This window comes from Haladaptatus sp. ZSTT2 (assembly GCF_037081775.1).
GTDB lineage: Archaea > Halobacteriota > Halobacteria > Halobacteriales > Halococcaceae > QDMS2.
In genome coordinates this window covers 897,031-911,330 of sequence record NZ_JBAMHQ010000001.1, presented here as the reverse complement: position 1 = coordinate 911,330, position 14,300 = coordinate 897,031, and the positions used below count along the sequence as shown (strand labels likewise).

The 14,300-nt window shown below is 61.7% G+C and carries 20 protein-coding genes and 1 tRNA gene; 7 read left to right on the top strand and 14 right to left on the bottom strand.

Annotation, left to right across the window (positions count from 1 at the left end; all coding sequences use genetic code 11):
- From rpmC to V5N13_RS04980, 9 genes are read right to left on the bottom strand one after another with little or no spacing between them, the layout of a single operon-like run.
- Positions 1 to 213 carry a 50S ribosomal protein L29 gene (gene rpmC / locus V5N13_RS05020; RefSeq protein WP_332899756.1) on the bottom strand — a complete coding sequence of 71 codons (213 nt, stop codon included), beginning with the start codon at positions 211 to 213 and terminating at the stop codon, positions 1 to 3.
- The gene (locus tag V5N13_RS05015; protein ID WP_336359869.1) at positions 213 to 1,124 is read right to left on the bottom strand and encodes a 30S ribosomal protein S3; all 912 of its coding nucleotides are present in this window, start codon (positions 1,122 to 1,124) and stop codon (positions 213 to 215) included. Before V5N13_RS05015 ends, rpmC begins: the two co-directional genes overlap by 1 nt.
- The gene (locus V5N13_RS05010) at positions 1,124 to 1,585 is read right to left on the bottom strand and encodes a 50S ribosomal protein L22 (RefSeq protein WP_332899754.1); all 462 of its coding nucleotides are present in this window, start codon (positions 1,583 to 1,585) and stop codon (positions 1,124 to 1,126) included. Before V5N13_RS05010 ends, V5N13_RS05015 begins: the two co-directional genes overlap by 1 nt.
- 3 nt (positions 1,586 to 1,588) lie before the next feature.
- Entirely contained in the window at positions 1,589 to 2,011 is a 423-nt protein-coding gene (locus V5N13_RS05005) for a 30S ribosomal protein S19 (RefSeq protein ID WP_332899753.1), read from the bottom strand.
- Positions 2,008 to 2,733 (bottom strand): 50S ribosomal protein L2, encoded by a 726-nt coding sequence (locus V5N13_RS05000; protein WP_332899752.1) that lies wholly within the window; start codon positions 2,731 to 2,733, stop codon positions 2,008 to 2,010. Before V5N13_RS05000 ends, V5N13_RS05005 begins: the two co-directional genes overlap by 4 nt.
- A gap of 2 nt (positions 2,734 to 2,735) precedes the next feature.
- Positions 2,736 to 2,987, bottom strand: coding sequence for a 50S ribosomal protein L23 (locus tag V5N13_RS04995; RefSeq protein ID WP_332899751.1), 252 nt, complete (start codon positions 2,985 to 2,987; stop codon positions 2,736 to 2,738).
- Positions 2,984 to 3,727, bottom strand: a complete 744-nt coding sequence (gene rpl4p / locus V5N13_RS04990; protein ID WP_332899750.1) for a 50S ribosomal protein L4 — start codon at positions 3,725 to 3,727, stop codon at positions 2,984 to 2,986. Before rpl4p ends, V5N13_RS04995 begins: the two co-directional genes overlap by 4 nt.
- A complete protein-coding gene (locus V5N13_RS04985) occupies positions 3,727 to 4,740 on the bottom strand; it encodes a 50S ribosomal protein L3 (RefSeq protein WP_332899749.1) in 1,014 nt (337 codons plus the stop codon). The genes rpl4p and V5N13_RS04985 overlap by 1 nt, the downstream gene beginning before the upstream one ends.
- Positions 4,741 to 4,744: 4 nt before the next feature.
- A complete protein-coding gene (locus V5N13_RS04980) occupies positions 4,745 to 5,629 on the bottom strand; it encodes an RNA methyltransferase (protein ID WP_336359868.1) in 885 nt (294 codons plus the stop codon).
- Between the two features lie 228 nt (positions 5,630 to 5,857).
- Between V5N13_RS04980 and V5N13_RS04975 the strand changes: the two genes are divergently transcribed.
- Positions 5,858 to 5,928 (top strand) — tRNA-Gly (locus V5N13_RS04975).
- 280 nt (positions 5,929 to 6,208) lie between these two features.
- Here the strand turns inward: V5N13_RS04975 and V5N13_RS04970 are convergent.
- From V5N13_RS04970 to V5N13_RS04960, 3 genes are all read right to left on the bottom strand, one after another.
- Positions 6,209 to 6,418 (bottom strand): hypothetical protein, encoded by a 210-nt coding sequence (locus tag V5N13_RS04970; RefSeq protein WP_336359867.1) that lies wholly within the window; start codon positions 6,416 to 6,418, stop codon positions 6,209 to 6,211.
- 92 nt (positions 6,419 to 6,510) lie between these two features.
- Positions 6,511 to 7,398, bottom strand: a complete 888-nt coding sequence (locus V5N13_RS04965) for a mechanosensitive ion channel family protein (protein WP_336359866.1) — start codon at positions 7,396 to 7,398, stop codon at positions 6,511 to 6,513.
- 60 nt (positions 7,399 to 7,458) lie between these two features.
- A complete protein-coding gene (locus V5N13_RS04960; RefSeq protein ID WP_336359865.1) occupies positions 7,459 to 8,502 on the bottom strand; it encodes a YihY/virulence factor BrkB family protein in 1,044 nt (347 codons plus the stop codon).
- A 78-nt stretch (positions 8,503 to 8,580) separates the two neighbouring features.
- Here V5N13_RS04960 and V5N13_RS04955 point away from each other — a divergent pair, with 78 nt between their 5' ends.
- Genes V5N13_RS04955 through V5N13_RS04930 form a run of 6 tightly spaced genes read left to right on the top strand, consistent with a single transcriptional unit; the run spans position 8,581 to position 11,947 of the window.
- Positions 8,581 to 8,892 carry an MTH1187 family thiamine-binding protein gene (locus V5N13_RS04955; RefSeq protein WP_332899744.1) on the top strand — a complete coding sequence of 104 codons (312 nt, stop codon included), beginning with the start codon at positions 8,581 to 8,583 and terminating at the stop codon, positions 8,890 to 8,892.
- 46 nt (positions 8,893 to 8,938) lie between these two features.
- Positions 8,939 to 9,871 carry a methenyltetrahydromethanopterin cyclohydrolase gene (gene mch / locus V5N13_RS04950; RefSeq protein WP_336359864.1) on the top strand — a complete coding sequence of 311 codons (933 nt, stop codon included), beginning with the start codon at positions 8,939 to 8,941 and terminating at the stop codon, positions 9,869 to 9,871.
- A complete protein-coding gene (locus tag V5N13_RS04945) occupies positions 9,868 to 10,353 on the top strand; it encodes a hypothetical protein (protein ID WP_336359863.1) in 486 nt (161 codons plus the stop codon). Before mch ends, V5N13_RS04945 begins: the two co-directional genes overlap by 4 nt.
- 33 nt (positions 10,354 to 10,386) lie before the next feature.
- Positions 10,387 to 11,061: an HAD family hydrolase gene (locus tag V5N13_RS04940; protein ID WP_336359862.1), complete on the top strand. Its 675-nt coding sequence runs from the start codon at positions 10,387 to 10,389 to the stop codon at positions 11,059 to 11,061.
- 1 nt (position 11,062) lies between these two features.
- Positions 11,063 to 11,476 carry a GNAT family N-acetyltransferase gene (locus tag V5N13_RS04935; RefSeq protein ID WP_336359861.1) on the top strand — a complete coding sequence of 138 codons (414 nt, stop codon included), beginning with the start codon at positions 11,063 to 11,065 and terminating at the stop codon, positions 11,474 to 11,476.
- A 39-nt stretch (positions 11,477 to 11,515) separates the two neighbouring features.
- Positions 11,516 to 11,947, top strand: coding sequence for a DUF488 family protein, N3 subclade (locus tag V5N13_RS04930; protein WP_336359860.1), 432 nt, complete (start codon positions 11,516 to 11,518; stop codon positions 11,945 to 11,947).
- Here V5N13_RS04930 and V5N13_RS04925 read toward each other — a convergent pair whose 3' ends face one another.
- Positions 11,948 to 13,543, bottom strand: a complete 1,596-nt coding sequence (locus V5N13_RS04925; protein ID WP_336359859.1) for a GTPBP1 family GTP-binding protein — start codon at positions 13,541 to 13,543, stop codon at positions 11,948 to 11,950.
- A gap of 66 nt (positions 13,544 to 13,609) precedes the next feature.
- Entirely contained in the window at positions 13,610 to 14,278 is a 669-nt protein-coding gene (locus V5N13_RS04920; RefSeq protein ID WP_336359858.1) for a phosphoglycolate phosphatase, read from the bottom strand.
- Positions 14,279 to 14,300: the final 22 nt, after the last annotated feature.

Sequence of the window (14,300 nt, the reverse complement as noted above, 5' to 3'; positions counted from 1 at the left end):
TTATTCCTCGTCTGCGTCGCCTTCCTCCGCCTGAATCGTCTTGATTCGGGCGATGGTTCGGCGAAGTTCTGAAGTTCGACCAGGGTTCTCAGGCGCGCCACCGGCGGCCTGGATTGCGCGGTCGTTCAGTAGTTCGGTTTCGAGTTCTTCGAGTTCCGCCTCGCGCTCTGCGGGCGTCATGTCGCGAATCTCGTCCGTGTAGAGAATCGCCATTATTCCTCGTCCTCCTCTTCGTCATCGTCTTCCATCTCAGAGAGCAGTTCTTCTGCTTCCTCTTCGACGGCTTCGTCGAGTTCGTCGAGCTCTTCTTCTTCGGCGTCCGCCTCCTCACCGTCTGGCGAGGTCGGGGCAGCGCCTTCTTCGGCTTCGACATTCTCTTCGACGATTTCTTCCTCGGCGACCTCGGCGGCCTCCGCAGGCGTCTCTGCTTCGTCTTCGAGTTCTGCTTGCTCGTCCTCCTCGGACTCTGCGAGCAGGTCTTCGACGCCGTCGTCGTCAGACTCGACTTCAGGTGCGTCTTCGACATCCACGTCGTCGTAGATTTTGAAGTCGTCTGGCAGTCGGGCCTCTGGTGGGATGATCTTCACCGTGACGCCAATCGTGCCGAGTTTCATGACGGCGACGCCCTGACCCTCGTCGACGATGGCTTCTGCGGGTTCACCGTTGTGCTTGATGTAGCCACGGTTGAACTTCTCCACGCGCGAGCGTGCGCCGGTGACCTTCCCGGAGAGGACGATTTCTGCGCCGAGTGCGCCTGCGTCCATGATGCGGTCGATGGTCGTGTGACCGGCTTTCCGGAAGTACCAACCACGTTCGAGCGCGTTGGCGAGGCGGTCTGCGACGATCTGGGCGTTCAGGTCTGGTTCTTCGACTTCCTGAACGTCGATCTGTGGGTCGTCTAAGTTGAAGCGGTCTTCGAGCTGGCGGGTGACCTTACGGATGTTCTTCCCGCCTTTCCCGATGACCATCCCGGGCTTCTCAGCCTTGAGGATGATCTGGGTGCCCATCGGCGTCTTGGCGACTTCCATGCCGCCGTAGCCTGCGCGAGCGAGCTCTTCGCCGAAGAACTCGTCGATGGCGGTACGCTGGAGACCGTCTTCGATGAATTGGTGTTCGTCTGCCATCAGTTTTCAACCTCCTCGACGATGATTTCGACGTCAACCTGTGGGGTGTTCCACGCGGTGGCGCGGCCCATGGCACGCGGTTTGCGGCCGGGCACTTCGCCAACCTTGTGGGCGGCGATGTGGATGATCTCCATCGTCTCGCCGTCGAAGCCCTGGTTGCCTGCGTTCGCGGAGACGTTTTCGAGCAGGTCGAGGAAGGCCTTCGAGGCCTTCTCTGGGTAGCGACCTGCGTCCCAACCGTCGATGTCCGACCGGTGACCGACGCCCGAGTTGTGGGACTTAAACGGCACCGAGCGCTTGCCTTCGACGACCTCTTCGAGGTACTCGATGGCTGCGCCGACGGTCATGCCCTTGATTTCGCGGGCAATCTCCTTGCTGTGCTTGTGACTCATGTGACGCTCCCGAAGCATCGCTTTCGCCGTGGTGTCCGGGTCTGCGTCCACGCTGTAGCTGATTCCCATGGTTTACTTGAGGGGCACGAACTTCGAGGAACGGGTTGCCCCGATACCAGCCTGTCCGTGGGTAACCGACTTGCGCGTGAGCTGGAACTCGCCCAGATAGTGGCCGATCATTTCCGGCTCAATGCGCACGCGCTCGAACGACTGTCCCGTGTAGACCGAGAACGTCTTGTTGACGAACTCGGGGAGGACAGGCATGTTGCGCAGGTGCGTGCGAATCGGGTTGTTGGCCGACTCTTGCGCGTCTCGGTTAGCTGCCTTTTCCATGAGCTTCTCCTGCTCGATGGACAGGCCGCGTTTGATACTTCGCCGCATCCGTGCGGGGAGCAGTTCCGCAACTTCGTCGAGCTCCATGTCCTGCAGCTCTTCGAGCGTGTGACCGCGGTAGGTGAACTCACCCTCACGGCCGGTACGGTAGTCAGAACTCATTTGGAACCTCGCTTTCTGCCAGTGCGTTTGGACGCGATGTCACCGACCTTGCGGCCCGGTGGTGCGTTACGCGAGACGGACTTTGGCCGTCCTGGGTGCTGGCGGCCACCGCCACCGAATGGGTGGTCGACGGCGTTCATCGCAACACCACGGACGCGTGGCCACTTCGACCCGCGTGCCTTCATCTTGTGGTACTTCTTCCCGGCTTTGACGACCGGTTTCTCGGTGCGGCCACCACCAGCGACCACGCCAATCGTGGCGCGACACTGTGGGTCAAGCCGCTTGATTTCGCCACTTGGCAGTTTCACGACTGCGTTCTGGCGGTTGTGGGTGATGAGCAGCGCGCTCACACCAGAGGCGCGAGCGAACTTGCCACCGTCGCCGGGCTGGCGCTCTACGTTGCACACCGGAATCCCCTCAGGGACTTCGGCGAGCGGGAGCGTGTTGCCGGGCTTGATTTCGGCGGTGATGCCGACTTGGACGGTGTCGCCCACACCGACGCCTTCTGCGACGAGGATGAGACGCTGGTCACCGTCTTCGAATTCGACGGCGGCGACCGGTGCGCTCCGTGCTGGGTCGTGCTCGATGTCGACGACCGTGCCGGAGATGACGTCTTTGTCCTCGGTTTTACGGTGAGAGAGCTCTGCTTTGTATCGGTGCGATGGTGCCCGGAACGTGGGCGTCCCGCGACCGCGACGTTGGCCAAGAATTCTGCGTCCCATGGTTAGAACACCCCAATTCGTGAGGCGACTTCTTGGGCGTCGTCGTCGTCAGACAGCGACACCGTCGCTTTCTTCGTGCCCTTCGGGGTCACCTGCGTGTTGACGGAGGTGACGGACACGTCGAAGCGCTCTGAAATCTCTGCTTTGATCTCGTCCTTGTTCGCGTCTAAGTCCACGATGAACTGGAGCTTGTTGTCGAAGTCCATGGCGTTCATCGCCTTCTCGGTCACGTACGGGTACTTGATGAGGCTCATCGGTTTGCGACCTCCTCGATGGCGCTTTCCGTCCAGATGGTGAGGCGACCGGCCTGCGTGCCGGGCGCTAAGTCCTCTGCGGACACGTTCGCCGCGGTTGCGACGTCTGCGCCTGCGAGGTTGCGGGCGGCCTTCGACGGCTCGCCTGCGGTGACGAAGAGGATGGACGTTGGACGGCGGTATTTGCGACCGCGCATCTTCCCTTTGCCTGCGCGAACCTTACGGTTCTCTGCGCGCTCGATGTCGGCGTCGACGCCGAGTGCCTCGAGCAGTGAGACGACTTCCTTCGTCTTGAGCAGGTCTTCGAACTCGTCAGAGACGACGAGTGGGAGCGCGACATCCTCGTCGAACTGGTGACCGCGCTCGGCCACGAGTTCTGCGTCAACCGTCGCAGCGATTGCGCTGCGGACGGCGAGTTGGCGCTCTTTGTCGTTGATGTTGAGCGAGCGGTCCTTTTCGGGTTTCGGTGGGTGCGCTGGGCGACCACCGACGGCCTGTGGAACGCGACGCCCGACGCCGTTCTGGCGTGGGACGTGAGCCATACCACGGCCACTACCCATCGATTCCGCGGGCGTTCGGAGCCCGGCGTATCGGTCGGAACCGTAGTCCTGTTTCCGGTTTGCCTGAGCGGCGAGGACAGCGCGCTTGATGAGGTCGGGACGGAACTCCGTCTCGAACACCTCAGGAAGGTCAAGCGAACCGGCCTCAGAGCCGTCCAGACTGCGAATTGTTGCCTTCATTATCCTTGGTTCGATGCGGTGGAGACGTAGCGCACCTCAGGGTCGAGGCGCGGTTGGTCGTTCGGTCGGACGGCTGGTCTAAAGCGCAGGAGGCGCTTGTCTGGGCCCGGAAGCGAGCCTTTGACGAGCGCGTACTGGCCGTTGACTTCGCCGTAGCCGACGAAGCCGCCATCGACGCTGGCATCGTCGCCATCGCCGAGGGCGATGAGACGCTTGTTCAGCTCGGTGCGCTGGTGGTAGCCCATCTGGCCTTGCTGTGGAACGGTCGAGCGAACGCGGCTCGGGTTCCATGGGCCGAGGTTACCAATGCGACGCCGCCATCCCTGGCGGGCGTGCTTGCCCTTGCGTTTCTGGACGCCCCAGCGCTTGACGGGCCCTTGGGTACCTTTACCCTTGGTGATCCCGCCAACGTCGAGGTACTCACCGGCGCGGAAGACGTCGGACATCTCGTGGACGCCGCCTTCTGCGATGAGTTCGAGTCCGTACTCGGCGCGCTCTTCGATGGAACCGCCGCCGATGCGGGATTCCATCACGTCAGGGCGCTTTTTGGGGACGCCGTTGATGTCGGACGGAACGGTGTGCGTGATGACACGCAGGTCCGCGACGTTTCCGGCATCGAGGGCTTCCTGCAGCTCTTCTTTGGCGCTTTCATCTTGCTCGCCTGGGACGTCCAGGACACGGGAGAGTTCCGGGTGGAACTCATCGGTCCAGACCTCCGTCAGCGGACGCTTTCCATACGGCGTTTGTTCGTAGGCACGGAGCGCGACGGCGCGCATTGGCGGCGTTTCCACGATGGTGACGGGGACGGTTTCTTCCATCCCATTTCGAGGCGACTCTGCCTCGTCGTTAATCATCACCACGTGGGTCATGCCGGCCTTGTAGCCTGCGAAGCCTTGCAGTGCGGGCTGACCGTCGTCTGCTGGCCAGGAGCCGAACCGCGGGACTTCACTTGCCGCGCGTTTTCGCGGCCCGTAGCCCAGCGAACCTTTGCGTGGTCTGCTTGGTTGTGGCATCGTATCACTCTTTGAGTGTCAGGCAGGCAAGCACGGCGAACAGAGCTTCTTCCGTTCGCACGGTCTTACTGCCTTGATTCGGGATCGCATTGAGCCAAAGGTCGAACCGGCTGGGTGCGCCTGATTCGACACGCGGAGAGTCCGCGTCTGTGTCCCAGATCCCGCTCCGGTGAGCGGCGATCTCAGCTTCCTCAACGCCGAAGATTTCCACAAGCCCTCTATCGGGCGCTCCGAACACGATGGTCGCTCCATCGGTTTGGAGGCGTCCGGCCAGGACTCCGAGTCGCCCCACGGAGAGTTCTTCCCCGTGGCGCGAGGTTGCAATGCAGAGTCCGGCGTCCTCACGGCCGAGTGCTTCTGGGAGGTCCATGCGAGAGACGGCAAACCCGGGAGGGGTTTCGTCCACGATTTTCGCACGGACCGGACGTCGCGAAGAGATCCTGATGGTCACGCGCTCCCCCACATCAGGTGCCTCCATCGATGGAGGCACGATGAGGGAGATCGGGTGTTGCAAGCCGCAATTGACCCGAACGCGCCCGTCAGGTCCGACCTCGGTCACGATTCCCTGTCTTATCGACTCCGAATCGTCTGATTCGGAGCCGGTCTGTGTCGCGGTGCGAAGCGGGGGGAGAATGCCCGCATACTGCAACTCGTCGCGCTTGCCCCACGCCTCCTTGCGGAGATAGGGGGGCGTCGCAGCGTACCGAAGTACGGTCTCGACGAAGTCGCCTCCCCATCGATTCTCCCCTGCTTCGTCGGGGAAGATGGTCACGCGGTCCACGTTGAACACGGTAGCCGCGCGGGCGACGTAGCCGATTTTTCGAGTTGCCTCGCGTTTGTCCTCGGCCTCTCTGACGAGAGACGAGGGGACGAGGATGCTGACAGTCATACTGTCCGCATTCGCGCCTCGACACTAGACTGTGGCGATTGTACCGTATCCGGTGTTAAAAAGCCCTCGCTTCGTCTGTGGGCGTGTGAGGGCCTGACACTCACGTTTCCGTGAGTTTTGGCACAGTTTGGTTCGCCCCGCCCTCACACGATTTTCGCCCCTGATTCGCAACTCTTTTATTCCATCCTCTACCTCTATTCGAATGCAGTCGAACGCCGAAACAGGCACGCGCTGATAGTGTAGTGGTATCACGTGACCTTGCCATGGTCACAACCTGGGTTCAAATCCCAGTCAGCGCACTTCTACCGAGAACAAATCCGTGAGCGACGCTTGCGTCGCTCACACTTCGGTTCGAGGGTGTATGCGGTACACTGGGATTTTGAACTAAGGAGCAAATCTCTGATTTGCGACTGGCGTTCAAATCCCGAAGCGGTCGCAGACCGCTTCGACGTTCGCAATTCCTTCGGAATTGTTGACCACTGATGCGACTTCGTCGCATCGAGGCTCGCAAACACTCCGTGTTTGCTCACTTCCGGAGCAACGCAGTTGCTCCGACGTTCGTGAAAGCTGTGCTTTCACTCACTCCCGCTCTTTCGTCCCATACTGCACCAGAAACACGATGACGCCGAGAATTCCGAAAAAGCCGTATACAACTCCTCTAACTTTCGGGTTCGACAGTTCACGACGCGTCGACTCGGTATAGACGTAGTAACCCACGGTTGGCCAGAAGATGAGCAGATACAGGCCAATGCGGATTATCGCGCCATTCCCAGCAGTGAGCCAGTCCACACTCCTCGTTGGACGTGTGACACTATTCACTCGCACGCGTGCGTGGCTGTTCGCGTGCGAAACTAATATTTATAACGTGAAACCGCCGGTCCTCAGTCGTCGTCCGCTTCGAGCGCGACTTCCTGTGGAACGCCATCGACGGTGACTCCGCCGGTGAGTTGGCGGTACGGGTACGGCATGTCGATGCCTTCTGCGTCGAAGCGCTCTTTGACGGCTTGGACATATTCAGACCGCGTGCGTACGAAGTCGGCGCGGTTGGGGTCCTTTATCCAGAACCGCGACTGGAGGCCAACGGCGCTGTCGCCGAGTTCGGTGACGCGCACCGACGTAGGTGGGTCGTCCAGAATGTCGTCGTTCTTCTCGGCTTCTTCGATGATGATGTCCGTCGCCTGATTGATGTCGTCGTCGTAGCCGATACCGAAGACGAACTTCTGGCGGAGCGTGTCGAAGGCGACGGGGTTGATGAGCGGGTTGTTCGCGAGGTCTGCGTTCGGGACGGTGATGAGCTGGTTGTCGAACGTCTTGACGCGGGTGACCCGGAGGTCGATGTCTTGGACGCGCCCGGCATAGCCGTCCCACTCGATCCAGTCGCCGATTTCGAACGGCTTGTCTTTGAGGATGAACAGCCCGGCGACGAAGTTGCTGAGCAGGTCTTGGGCGGCGAAGCCAAATGCGAGGGCCAGTGCGCCGCCGAGGGTTGCAAAGGCGGCAAGGAACGCACCGAACCCCGCGACGGTGAACGCAACCGCGAGCGCGAAAAAGAAGGTGAGTACGCCGACCACCTTCTCTGCGAGGTTTGCAATCGTTTCGTCGAACCCGCGTCTGTCCATGGCGCGGCTGGCGAGCGGCGCGAGGATGACGCGCCCGATGAGGTAAACGACGACGAAGGCAAGGATGAAGGCTGCAATCTTGCCAAGCAGGCCTGCATACTGGGCGATAATTCCATCTACGGTCGTTGGAACCCCTACCTGTAGTATCATTTCTGTATATCCGTCGGCAAGGACTAGGCAGATAAAATACTACTGGCTATCTGTCACGAATCACTCGTCTTCTCGCGGCGACCAGCGAATCTCGAAGCCAACGGTGCCGTCGCCGAGATGCAGTGGCGAGGCCGTCGTGTCTGCGTTCACGTTGAGCGGGCGTGGGAGGGTGATTTTCGTCCCGTCTGCGGTGACGATTAACTCGTCTATGTCCTCGCGTTTGAGGAGGGTTTCCAGTTCGGTGAGCCGTTCGGTGAGGTGTGTGCGGTCGATGTCAGTCTGCTTCTCGACGGGGCGCACGCCGCCGATGACGGGTTCGATGTTCACATCTTTGCTCCGATTCGAGAGGACGGCGTTGATAGCTGCGCCCACGAGAATGACGAGGCCGCTGAAGTAGAGCCACGTCAGGAGGATGATGATGCCGCCGATGACGCTGCTCTCGTTGCCGCTGGTGTAGAGGCGAAACAGCGACTCAAAAATGACGAGACCCACGGCGGCGAACCCGACGCCGGGGAGCACTTCGCGCACCGACACGTCCGTGTCGGGGAAGATGTAGTACATGGGGAAGAAAGCGAGTGAGAGGCCGACCACGAGGATGGCACGCTGGACAAGCCAGCGAACCGCGGGCGACCCGAACGCAGGGAGGCTCGTCTCGACCCAGCCACCCACGAGCAGCGCGACGGCCACGGCGACGAGCACGATGAGGCCGTCGCCGAGCGAGTCGAAGAACGTGTTCTCGGCTTCGGTTTCGTAGATGTCCGAAAAGGCGGTGTCGAGCCCGCGGAAGATGCGGAGCGTCCCCCAGATGAGCACGACAATCCCGATGATGGACAGGCCCGTCGAACTCCCACCGGTCTGGAGTTCGGTGATGAGAATGTCACCCGCATCTTCGGTCAGGACTGCCTGCATCAGGCGGCTGAATCCTTCCTGTAAGGTTTGGTTGCCGACCGTCGAGATGACGGCGGTGACGAGCAAGAGGAGCGGCAACAACGACACGAAGGCGTGGTAGGCAATCGAGCCTGCCATGAACGTGATGTTCTCCGTCCGAATCTCGTGGACGACGGCGCGGGCCACGGTGACCGGCCGGTCGAGGCGCGCGTTCATACACCTATCACGTCACCATCCCGGAAAAACACGATGGCGAGGACAACGGTTTTGCGGCTGGCGGGTGCGCTCTCTGCCATGACCGTCGTCGCACTCCTCAGCGTCGCACCCGTCCGCGAAGGCAGCATGGCAGGTGAAGTGGCAAAGGCCGTCGCCGCGCTCGATGACTTCGCCGTCGAATACGAAACGAACCCGATGGGAACCGTCATCGAAACCGACGACATCAACGAACTGTTCGCCGCGGTGCAAGCCGCCCACGAAGCCGTAGACGGCGACCGCGTGAGCACGTTCCTCAAAATCGACGACAAGCGGACGAAAACGCAGACCGCCCGCGAGAAGGTCGAGGCAGTCGAACGCGTCCTCGGCCACGAAGCGCGAAGCAACCGGTAGTCTCGAACTGAAAAACGGTTTATCCGGCGGCCCGTAACTCGTGGGCATGGAGAGTCTCAACCGGATGACGCTCGAACTCGTCGATGAAGCGCTCGACTTCGCCGACGAACTCGCAATCGAGGCGTTCGCCCTCGACAACGAAGCGACCGTCCTCGACTTCGGCGTCGAAGCGCTCGGCGGCATCGAGGCCGGACTGTTGCTCGCAGAAATCCAGACAGCCGGGCTTGCCACCATCCAGACGCGCATAGATGAGGTCGCTGGCGCGCCGATGCCCCACGTCGAACTGTCCACCGACCACCCCGCATTCGCCCTGCTGTGCTCGCAAAAAGCTGGCTGGGAACTCACTGTCGATGACTTCGAAGGCCTCGGCAGCGGCCCGGCACGCGCGCTCGTCGCAGAGGAGTCTGAGTTCGACCGCGTTGGCTACAAAGACGACTTCGACTTCGCCACCCTCGCCGTCGAATCGGAGAGTCTTCCCACCGAAGCCGTCGCAGAACACGTCGCAGAGCTGACCGACGTGTCGCCAAACGCTGTCTTCCTCCCCGCCTTCTCGACGGCGAGCATCACGGGCAGCGTCACCATCGCCGCCCGCGCCGCAGAACTCGCCGTCTTCCGACTCTCGGAACTCGGCTACGACCCACTCTCGGTGCTCTCGGTGAGCGCAAGCGCGCCCGTCGCGCCAGTCGCGGGAAGCGAGGAAGCCGCCATCGCCCGCACCAACGACGCGCTCGCCTACGGCGGCCGGGTACACCTCGTGGTCGAAGATGAGTTCGACCGCTTCGACGAAGTCGTCTCGACGGCGACCGACGACTTCGGCACGCCGTTCGCCGAGATTTTCGAGTCGGTTGACTGGGAGTTCTACGATATTCCAGAAACGCTGTTCGCCCCAGCACAGGTCACCATCGACGTGGTCGGCGGGCCAACCCACGTGTTCGGTGACACCCACGAAGACCTGCTCGCGGAGAGTTTCGAACTGTGAAGTTCAAAGTCGTCCCCACCCCGCCCGAGTCGCTTGAGTACATCGAGACAGCCCACCGCGCCGTCCCGCTCGTCGCCGGCTCTGTGGACGACTGCTGTGCGCGGATGATGGCGAAGGCGAACGTGCCTGCCCGCGACCAAGCCCGCGAGTGGCTCACCTTTCTGCAGGCGCTCGGCCTCGCAACCGAGGGCGACTCCGGCTTTTCGCGCATTCGAAAGGAGTACGATACCGCAGACCTCGCCGCCGCGTTCCGCGAACGCGTCTTCGGCGCGGACGACCTCCTCACCCTCCTCGAGGCCGCAGACGAACCGCTCACGTCAGCCGAGGTTTTCGAGCGCTTCGAGGACCACGTCCCGAACTGGGAGCGCCACCGCAACCCCGAGACGTGGGAGGACATCTGGACAGAGCGCGTCCATCGGCTGCTCGAGTGGGCGGTGCTGTTGAACCTCGCAGACCGAACTGACGACGGCTACCGAGCCTGAGCCTTTTGTCCGTTGGGCGCGTTTGCCCGGATAATGACCGCTGTCGATACGATTCTTTTCGACATTGACGACACCCTCTGTACCTACCGTCGCCCCGCCACAGACATCCTCGACTACTCGTTCGAAGTCACCGGCGTGGAGCCGTTTTTCACCGTGCGCGACTACTTCGCGCGCTTTCACGAGTTCACCGATGCGGACACCATCGACGAACTGCGCGCGAACTGTTTCGCCGCGCTTGCAACCGACGGCGGCTACGACGCGTCCGTGGGCAGAACAGTCGCCGAAGCGTTCGCTGCAGAGCGCGACCACGGCGACGTAAAATTCCTCCCCGGTGCGAAAGAGGCCTTGGCGGCACTTTCGGACCATCACCTCGGCATCGTGACCAACGGAAGCCCCGAGATGCAAACGCCGAAACTCGACAGTCTCGGCATCCGCGACCACTTCGACGTGGTCGTCCACGCCGGCTACGACGGCCCGGCGAAACCCGCACCGGACCCCTTCCACATCGCACTCGACGCACTCGATTCTGCGCCAGACCAAGCGGTGCACGTCGGCAATTCCCTCGAAGCAGACGTACCGGGGGCACAAGCCGCCGGTATCGGCGCGGTGTGGGTACCAGACCACACCGGCGCAACTCCGGATAAACACCAGCCAGACTACACCGTCGAGACGCTCCACGACCTCCTCGACAAGCCGTGGTCGGCCTGAGATGACCGCGACGACATCTATTGAAAACCAGGTGCCGACCGCAGCCCAGTTTCTCTCCCTTCGTGAGGCTGCCGGAATGGCTCCGCGCTCGCGGGAGGCCGTCGAACAGGGTCTGCCGAATTCGGTGTTTGGCGTCCTTGCGGTTCACGACCAGACAGACGAAGTCGTTGGCATGGGTCGCATCGTCGGTGATGATGGCTCGGTCTACCACATCTGCGACATGGCCGTCCGCCCCGAGTTTCAAGGACAGGGCCTTGGTACGCGCATCATGGACGCGCTCATGGACTACATCGAGGAGACGGCCCCGCCGCTCGCCTATGTGAATCTCATGGCCGACGTAGACGGCTTTTACGAGCGGTGGGGCTTTGAGCACACGGCCCCGGCGTCGAAGGGGATGTATCTGCGGACGGAATAAGCACCAAACCTTTCGCTTCACACCGTGAAAAGTCACCCCATGACTACCGAGGGAACGCTTTCCGATACGTACCTCGCCGCCATCCAACACGACCTCGTCGAGTTACCGGCGTCAACCACGCTCGTCGGCGTCGTCCGCAAGCCAACTCGGTGGTTCTCGGGTGCAGTCGATGAGAATGTCGCTGCCCTCGGCCCACCCACAGACCTCCTCTCTGAAACCAAAACACGACAGGAGGAGTTGAAGTTACAGGGGTTTTGTGACGAGGAAGCGCACAACGCCGCGTGGGAGGCGTGTGGGTTTGAGTCAAGCTACCGGGAGTACTTGACGACCGACGAGCCATCTGCTGCGATGCAGGAGCTGCGCTCCCGGCTCGAATCGGGTGAGAACATCGCGCTCGTCTGCTTCGAGAACACGGCAAAAAAGCGGTGTCACCGGACACTTCTTCGAGAGGAACTCGACGCCAGTCAGTGACTATTCGACAACGTCGGTGACCGTGCCAACGCCCTTGCTTCGCCCCTCACGGAAGACGAATCGCTGGCCGACTTCGACGTGGTAGGGGCGGAACTTGAAGCGGACGCGGGTGCGCCCGGTGTCGCCGGGGAGCAGTTGCCCCTCGTTCGGGGTGAATCGCACCGTTTCACTGATGGTCTCTAAGTGAATGACCGGTTCGTAGCCGTTACCGATGCGAGTCGGGTGATTGAGAACCATCACGTCGGCTTCGAACTCGCGGACGGCGGTGGGTTCTGCGTCGCGGCGCACGAGCACCATCCCGCGCTGGATGTCACCTTCTTTGACGCCTTTGAGTGCGATGCCGACGATGCGCCCCGCCTTCGCGTGGTCGACGCGATGGTAGTGCATCTCGATAGAGCGCACCTCGACTTCGCGGAAGGTGCCGTCTTGCATCGGCCCGAGTAGGAGTTCGTCGCCCGCATCGACCGTTCCAGACCGGATGGTGCCCGAGGCGACGGGGCCGACCCCGACGACGTTGTACGAGCGGTCTACGTACATCGAGAAGTCGCCTTCACCGTAGGCGGTTTTCGGAAGGCGTTCGAAGAAGGTGTCGAGCACGTCGAGGCCCTCCATCGTGACCGAACTCGTCCGGAGGATGGGGATGACCCGCGGGCTAATCTCGTCGATTGCCGCATCGACGCCGTGGCGGGCAATCGAGAGCGGCGTCTTTCCGGCCAGTCGAAGCATGCGCTCTATTTCGTGTTCGACCGCCACGACGCGGTCTTCGGTGACGGCATCGATTTTTGTGATGGCGACGATGGTCGGCAGGTCCATCGCGAGCAACACGCCGAGGTGCTCTTTCGTCGTCTTGGTCGGGCCGTCGTCTGCGGCGACGACGAGCAGGCCGTAGTCGAGTTTCTGGCCAACCAGCCCACGAATCGTCGTCCGTAGCCACGGCTCGTGACCAACGGTATCGACGAACGAAACGAGGCGGTCTGCCTGCTCGACGATGTGGGCACGCTCTTCTTTCCGGAAGGGGTTGTGCATGCGCAGTGGCCCCTCCTCGGTGAAGCCGTACACCCCATACGAAAGGTCAGCCGAGAGGCCGCGTTCGACCTCGTGGGGTTGCACGTCGAGATAGGTGCGCGTCCCGCCTTCGCCGTTGTCTGCCTGCCCGGTGACGAGCGAGCCAACGAGCGTGCTCTTGCCGTGGTCTACGTGGCCCGCGGTGCCAACCACGATGTGTTCGTCGTCGGTTTCGAGGACGCCGCCTTCTCTGATGGTGGCGACGCCGACGATGCCGTCGTTTATGCCCCACGTCTGTACCGCGTCGATGTGGGCATTGGCTTCGTCTGCGAGAAATGAGAGGACGTCCATCGATTCCGCAAATGCGTCGGGTTCGAGGCCCGCCAGCCCGCCGTCGTCGGTGACACCAACGACGTACAGTGCCTCGCCGTCTCCGGAGAGAACGCGGTGGCGCAGTTGCGCCGCGAGGCTTTCGAGCCGGCCACCTGCCAGATGCAGGTCCTTGCTGAGCCGTTCTTTGAACTCGACGTTGCCATCCTCTTGTTCGCCGCGTTGGAGCGCTTTCTCGAGGATAGCCCGGTCGGGGCTCATGGTTCTTCATAGTTCACCACCGAAGAAAAGTGTTGTCAGGTGTGTTATCAATTGACACGCAAACCGCTACCCAGTAATCTGGTCTATCGCCTCTAAGAAGCCGTCGCCGTACGACCTCTCAGTCACGGAATCGGCCGCCTGCTTCGCTTTTTCGTCCGCGTTCGCCATTGCAAACGACCGCCCGACGACCGAAAACGTGGACACGTCGTTCTCTGAGTCACCGAGGGCGACGAACGATTCGGGTGAGATATCGAGGTGATTCGCGGCGACTGTGAGCGCCTTGCCCTTGCTCATGGCCGTGTCTTTGACGTGGTAGGCAAAGCCCGTGTCAACCACTTCGAGGCCGTGGCGTTCGGCAATTTCGTAGAGCGGTTCTTTCGGAGAGTCGAGCGACACCGCGACTTCCGTCTCGCGCCAGCGGTTCACGAAGTCAGCCTCACCCCAGCCAAGGTCGTAACCCGCTTCGACGTACTCGTCCGCCACCGCCTGTGCGCCTGCACGGTCACCGAGGTAGTCTACATGGTCGTCTACGGTAACGACGCCGCCGTTTTCTGCGATGACGCGAATCGGGATGCCGATGAAATCACAGAGACCAACCGGGTAGGGAAGGGCCTTTCCGGTGGCGATAACGACGGGAGCGTCCCAGTTGCGAATGACGGGAAACACCCGTTCATCGAGAGAACGGTCTGCGCGACTCAACGTGCCGTCGATGTCGAGGACGAGCGGCGGAACCATACGTCGTATCCGTGCTCCGGGA

What these genes read in the sequence shown, in the direction of transcription:
- rpmC (WP_332899756.1), bottom strand. Translation starts at nt 213, where the DNA reads ATGGCGATTCTCTACACGGACGAGATTCGCGACATGACGCCCGCAGAG.
- V5N13_RS05015 (WP_336359869.1), bottom strand. Translation starts at nt 1,124, where the DNA reads ATGGCAGACGAACACCAATTCATCGAAGACGGTCTCCAGCGTACCGCC.
- V5N13_RS05010 (WP_332899754.1), bottom strand. Translation starts at nt 1,585, where the DNA reads ATGGGAATCAGCTACAGCGTGGACGCAGACCCGGACACCACGGCGAAA.
- V5N13_RS05005 (WP_332899753.1), bottom strand. Translation starts at nt 2,011, where the DNA reads ATGAGTTCTGACTACCGTACCGGCCGTGAGGGTGAGTTCACCTACCGC.
- V5N13_RS05000 (WP_332899752.1), bottom strand. Translation starts at nt 2,733, where the DNA reads ATGGGACGCAGAATTCTTGGCCAACGTCGCGGTCGCGGGACGCCCACG.
- V5N13_RS04995 (WP_332899751.1), bottom strand. Translation starts at nt 2,987, where the DNA reads ATGAGCCTCATCAAGTACCCGTACGTGACCGAGAAGGCGATGAACGCC.
- rpl4p (WP_332899750.1), bottom strand. Translation starts at nt 3,727, where the DNA reads ATGAAGGCAACAATTCGCAGTCTGGACGGCTCTGAGGCCGGTTCGCTT.
- V5N13_RS04985 (WP_332899749.1), bottom strand. Translation starts at nt 4,740, where the DNA reads ATGCCACAACCAAGCAGACCACGCAAAGGTTCGCTGGGCTACGGGCCG.
- V5N13_RS04980 (WP_336359868.1), bottom strand. Translation starts at nt 5,629, where the DNA reads ATGACTGTCAGCATCCTCGTCCCCTCGTCTCTCGTCAGAGAGGCCGAG.
- V5N13_RS04965 (WP_336359866.1), bottom strand. Translation starts at nt 7,398, where the DNA reads ATGATACTACAGGTAGGGGTTCCAACGACCGTAGATGGAATTATCGCC.
- V5N13_RS04960 (WP_336359865.1), bottom strand. Translation starts at nt 8,502, where the DNA reads ATGAACGCGCGCCTCGACCGGCCGGTCACCGTGGCCCGCGCCGTCGTC.
- V5N13_RS04955 (WP_332899744.1), top strand. Translation starts at nt 8,581, where the DNA reads ATGACCGTCGTCGCACTCCTCAGCGTCGCACCCGTCCGCGAAGGCAGC.
- mch (WP_336359864.1), top strand. Translation starts at nt 8,939, where the DNA reads ATGGAGAGTCTCAACCGGATGACGCTCGAACTCGTCGATGAAGCGCTC.
- V5N13_RS04940 (WP_336359862.1), top strand. Translation starts at nt 10,387, where the DNA reads ATGACCGCTGTCGATACGATTCTTTTCGACATTGACGACACCCTCTGT.
- V5N13_RS04935 (WP_336359861.1), top strand. Translation starts at nt 11,063, where the DNA reads ATGACCGCGACGACATCTATTGAAAACCAGGTGCCGACCGCAGCCCAG.
- V5N13_RS04930 (WP_336359860.1), top strand. Translation starts at nt 11,516, where the DNA reads ATGACTACCGAGGGAACGCTTTCCGATACGTACCTCGCCGCCATCCAA.
- V5N13_RS04925 (WP_336359859.1), bottom strand. Translation starts at nt 13,543, where the DNA reads ATGAGCCCCGACCGGGCTATCCTCGAGAAAGCGCTCCAACGCGGCGAA.
- V5N13_RS04920 (WP_336359858.1), bottom strand. Translation starts at nt 14,278, where the DNA reads ATGGTTCCGCCGCTCGTCCTCGACATCGACGGCACGTTGAGTCGCGCA.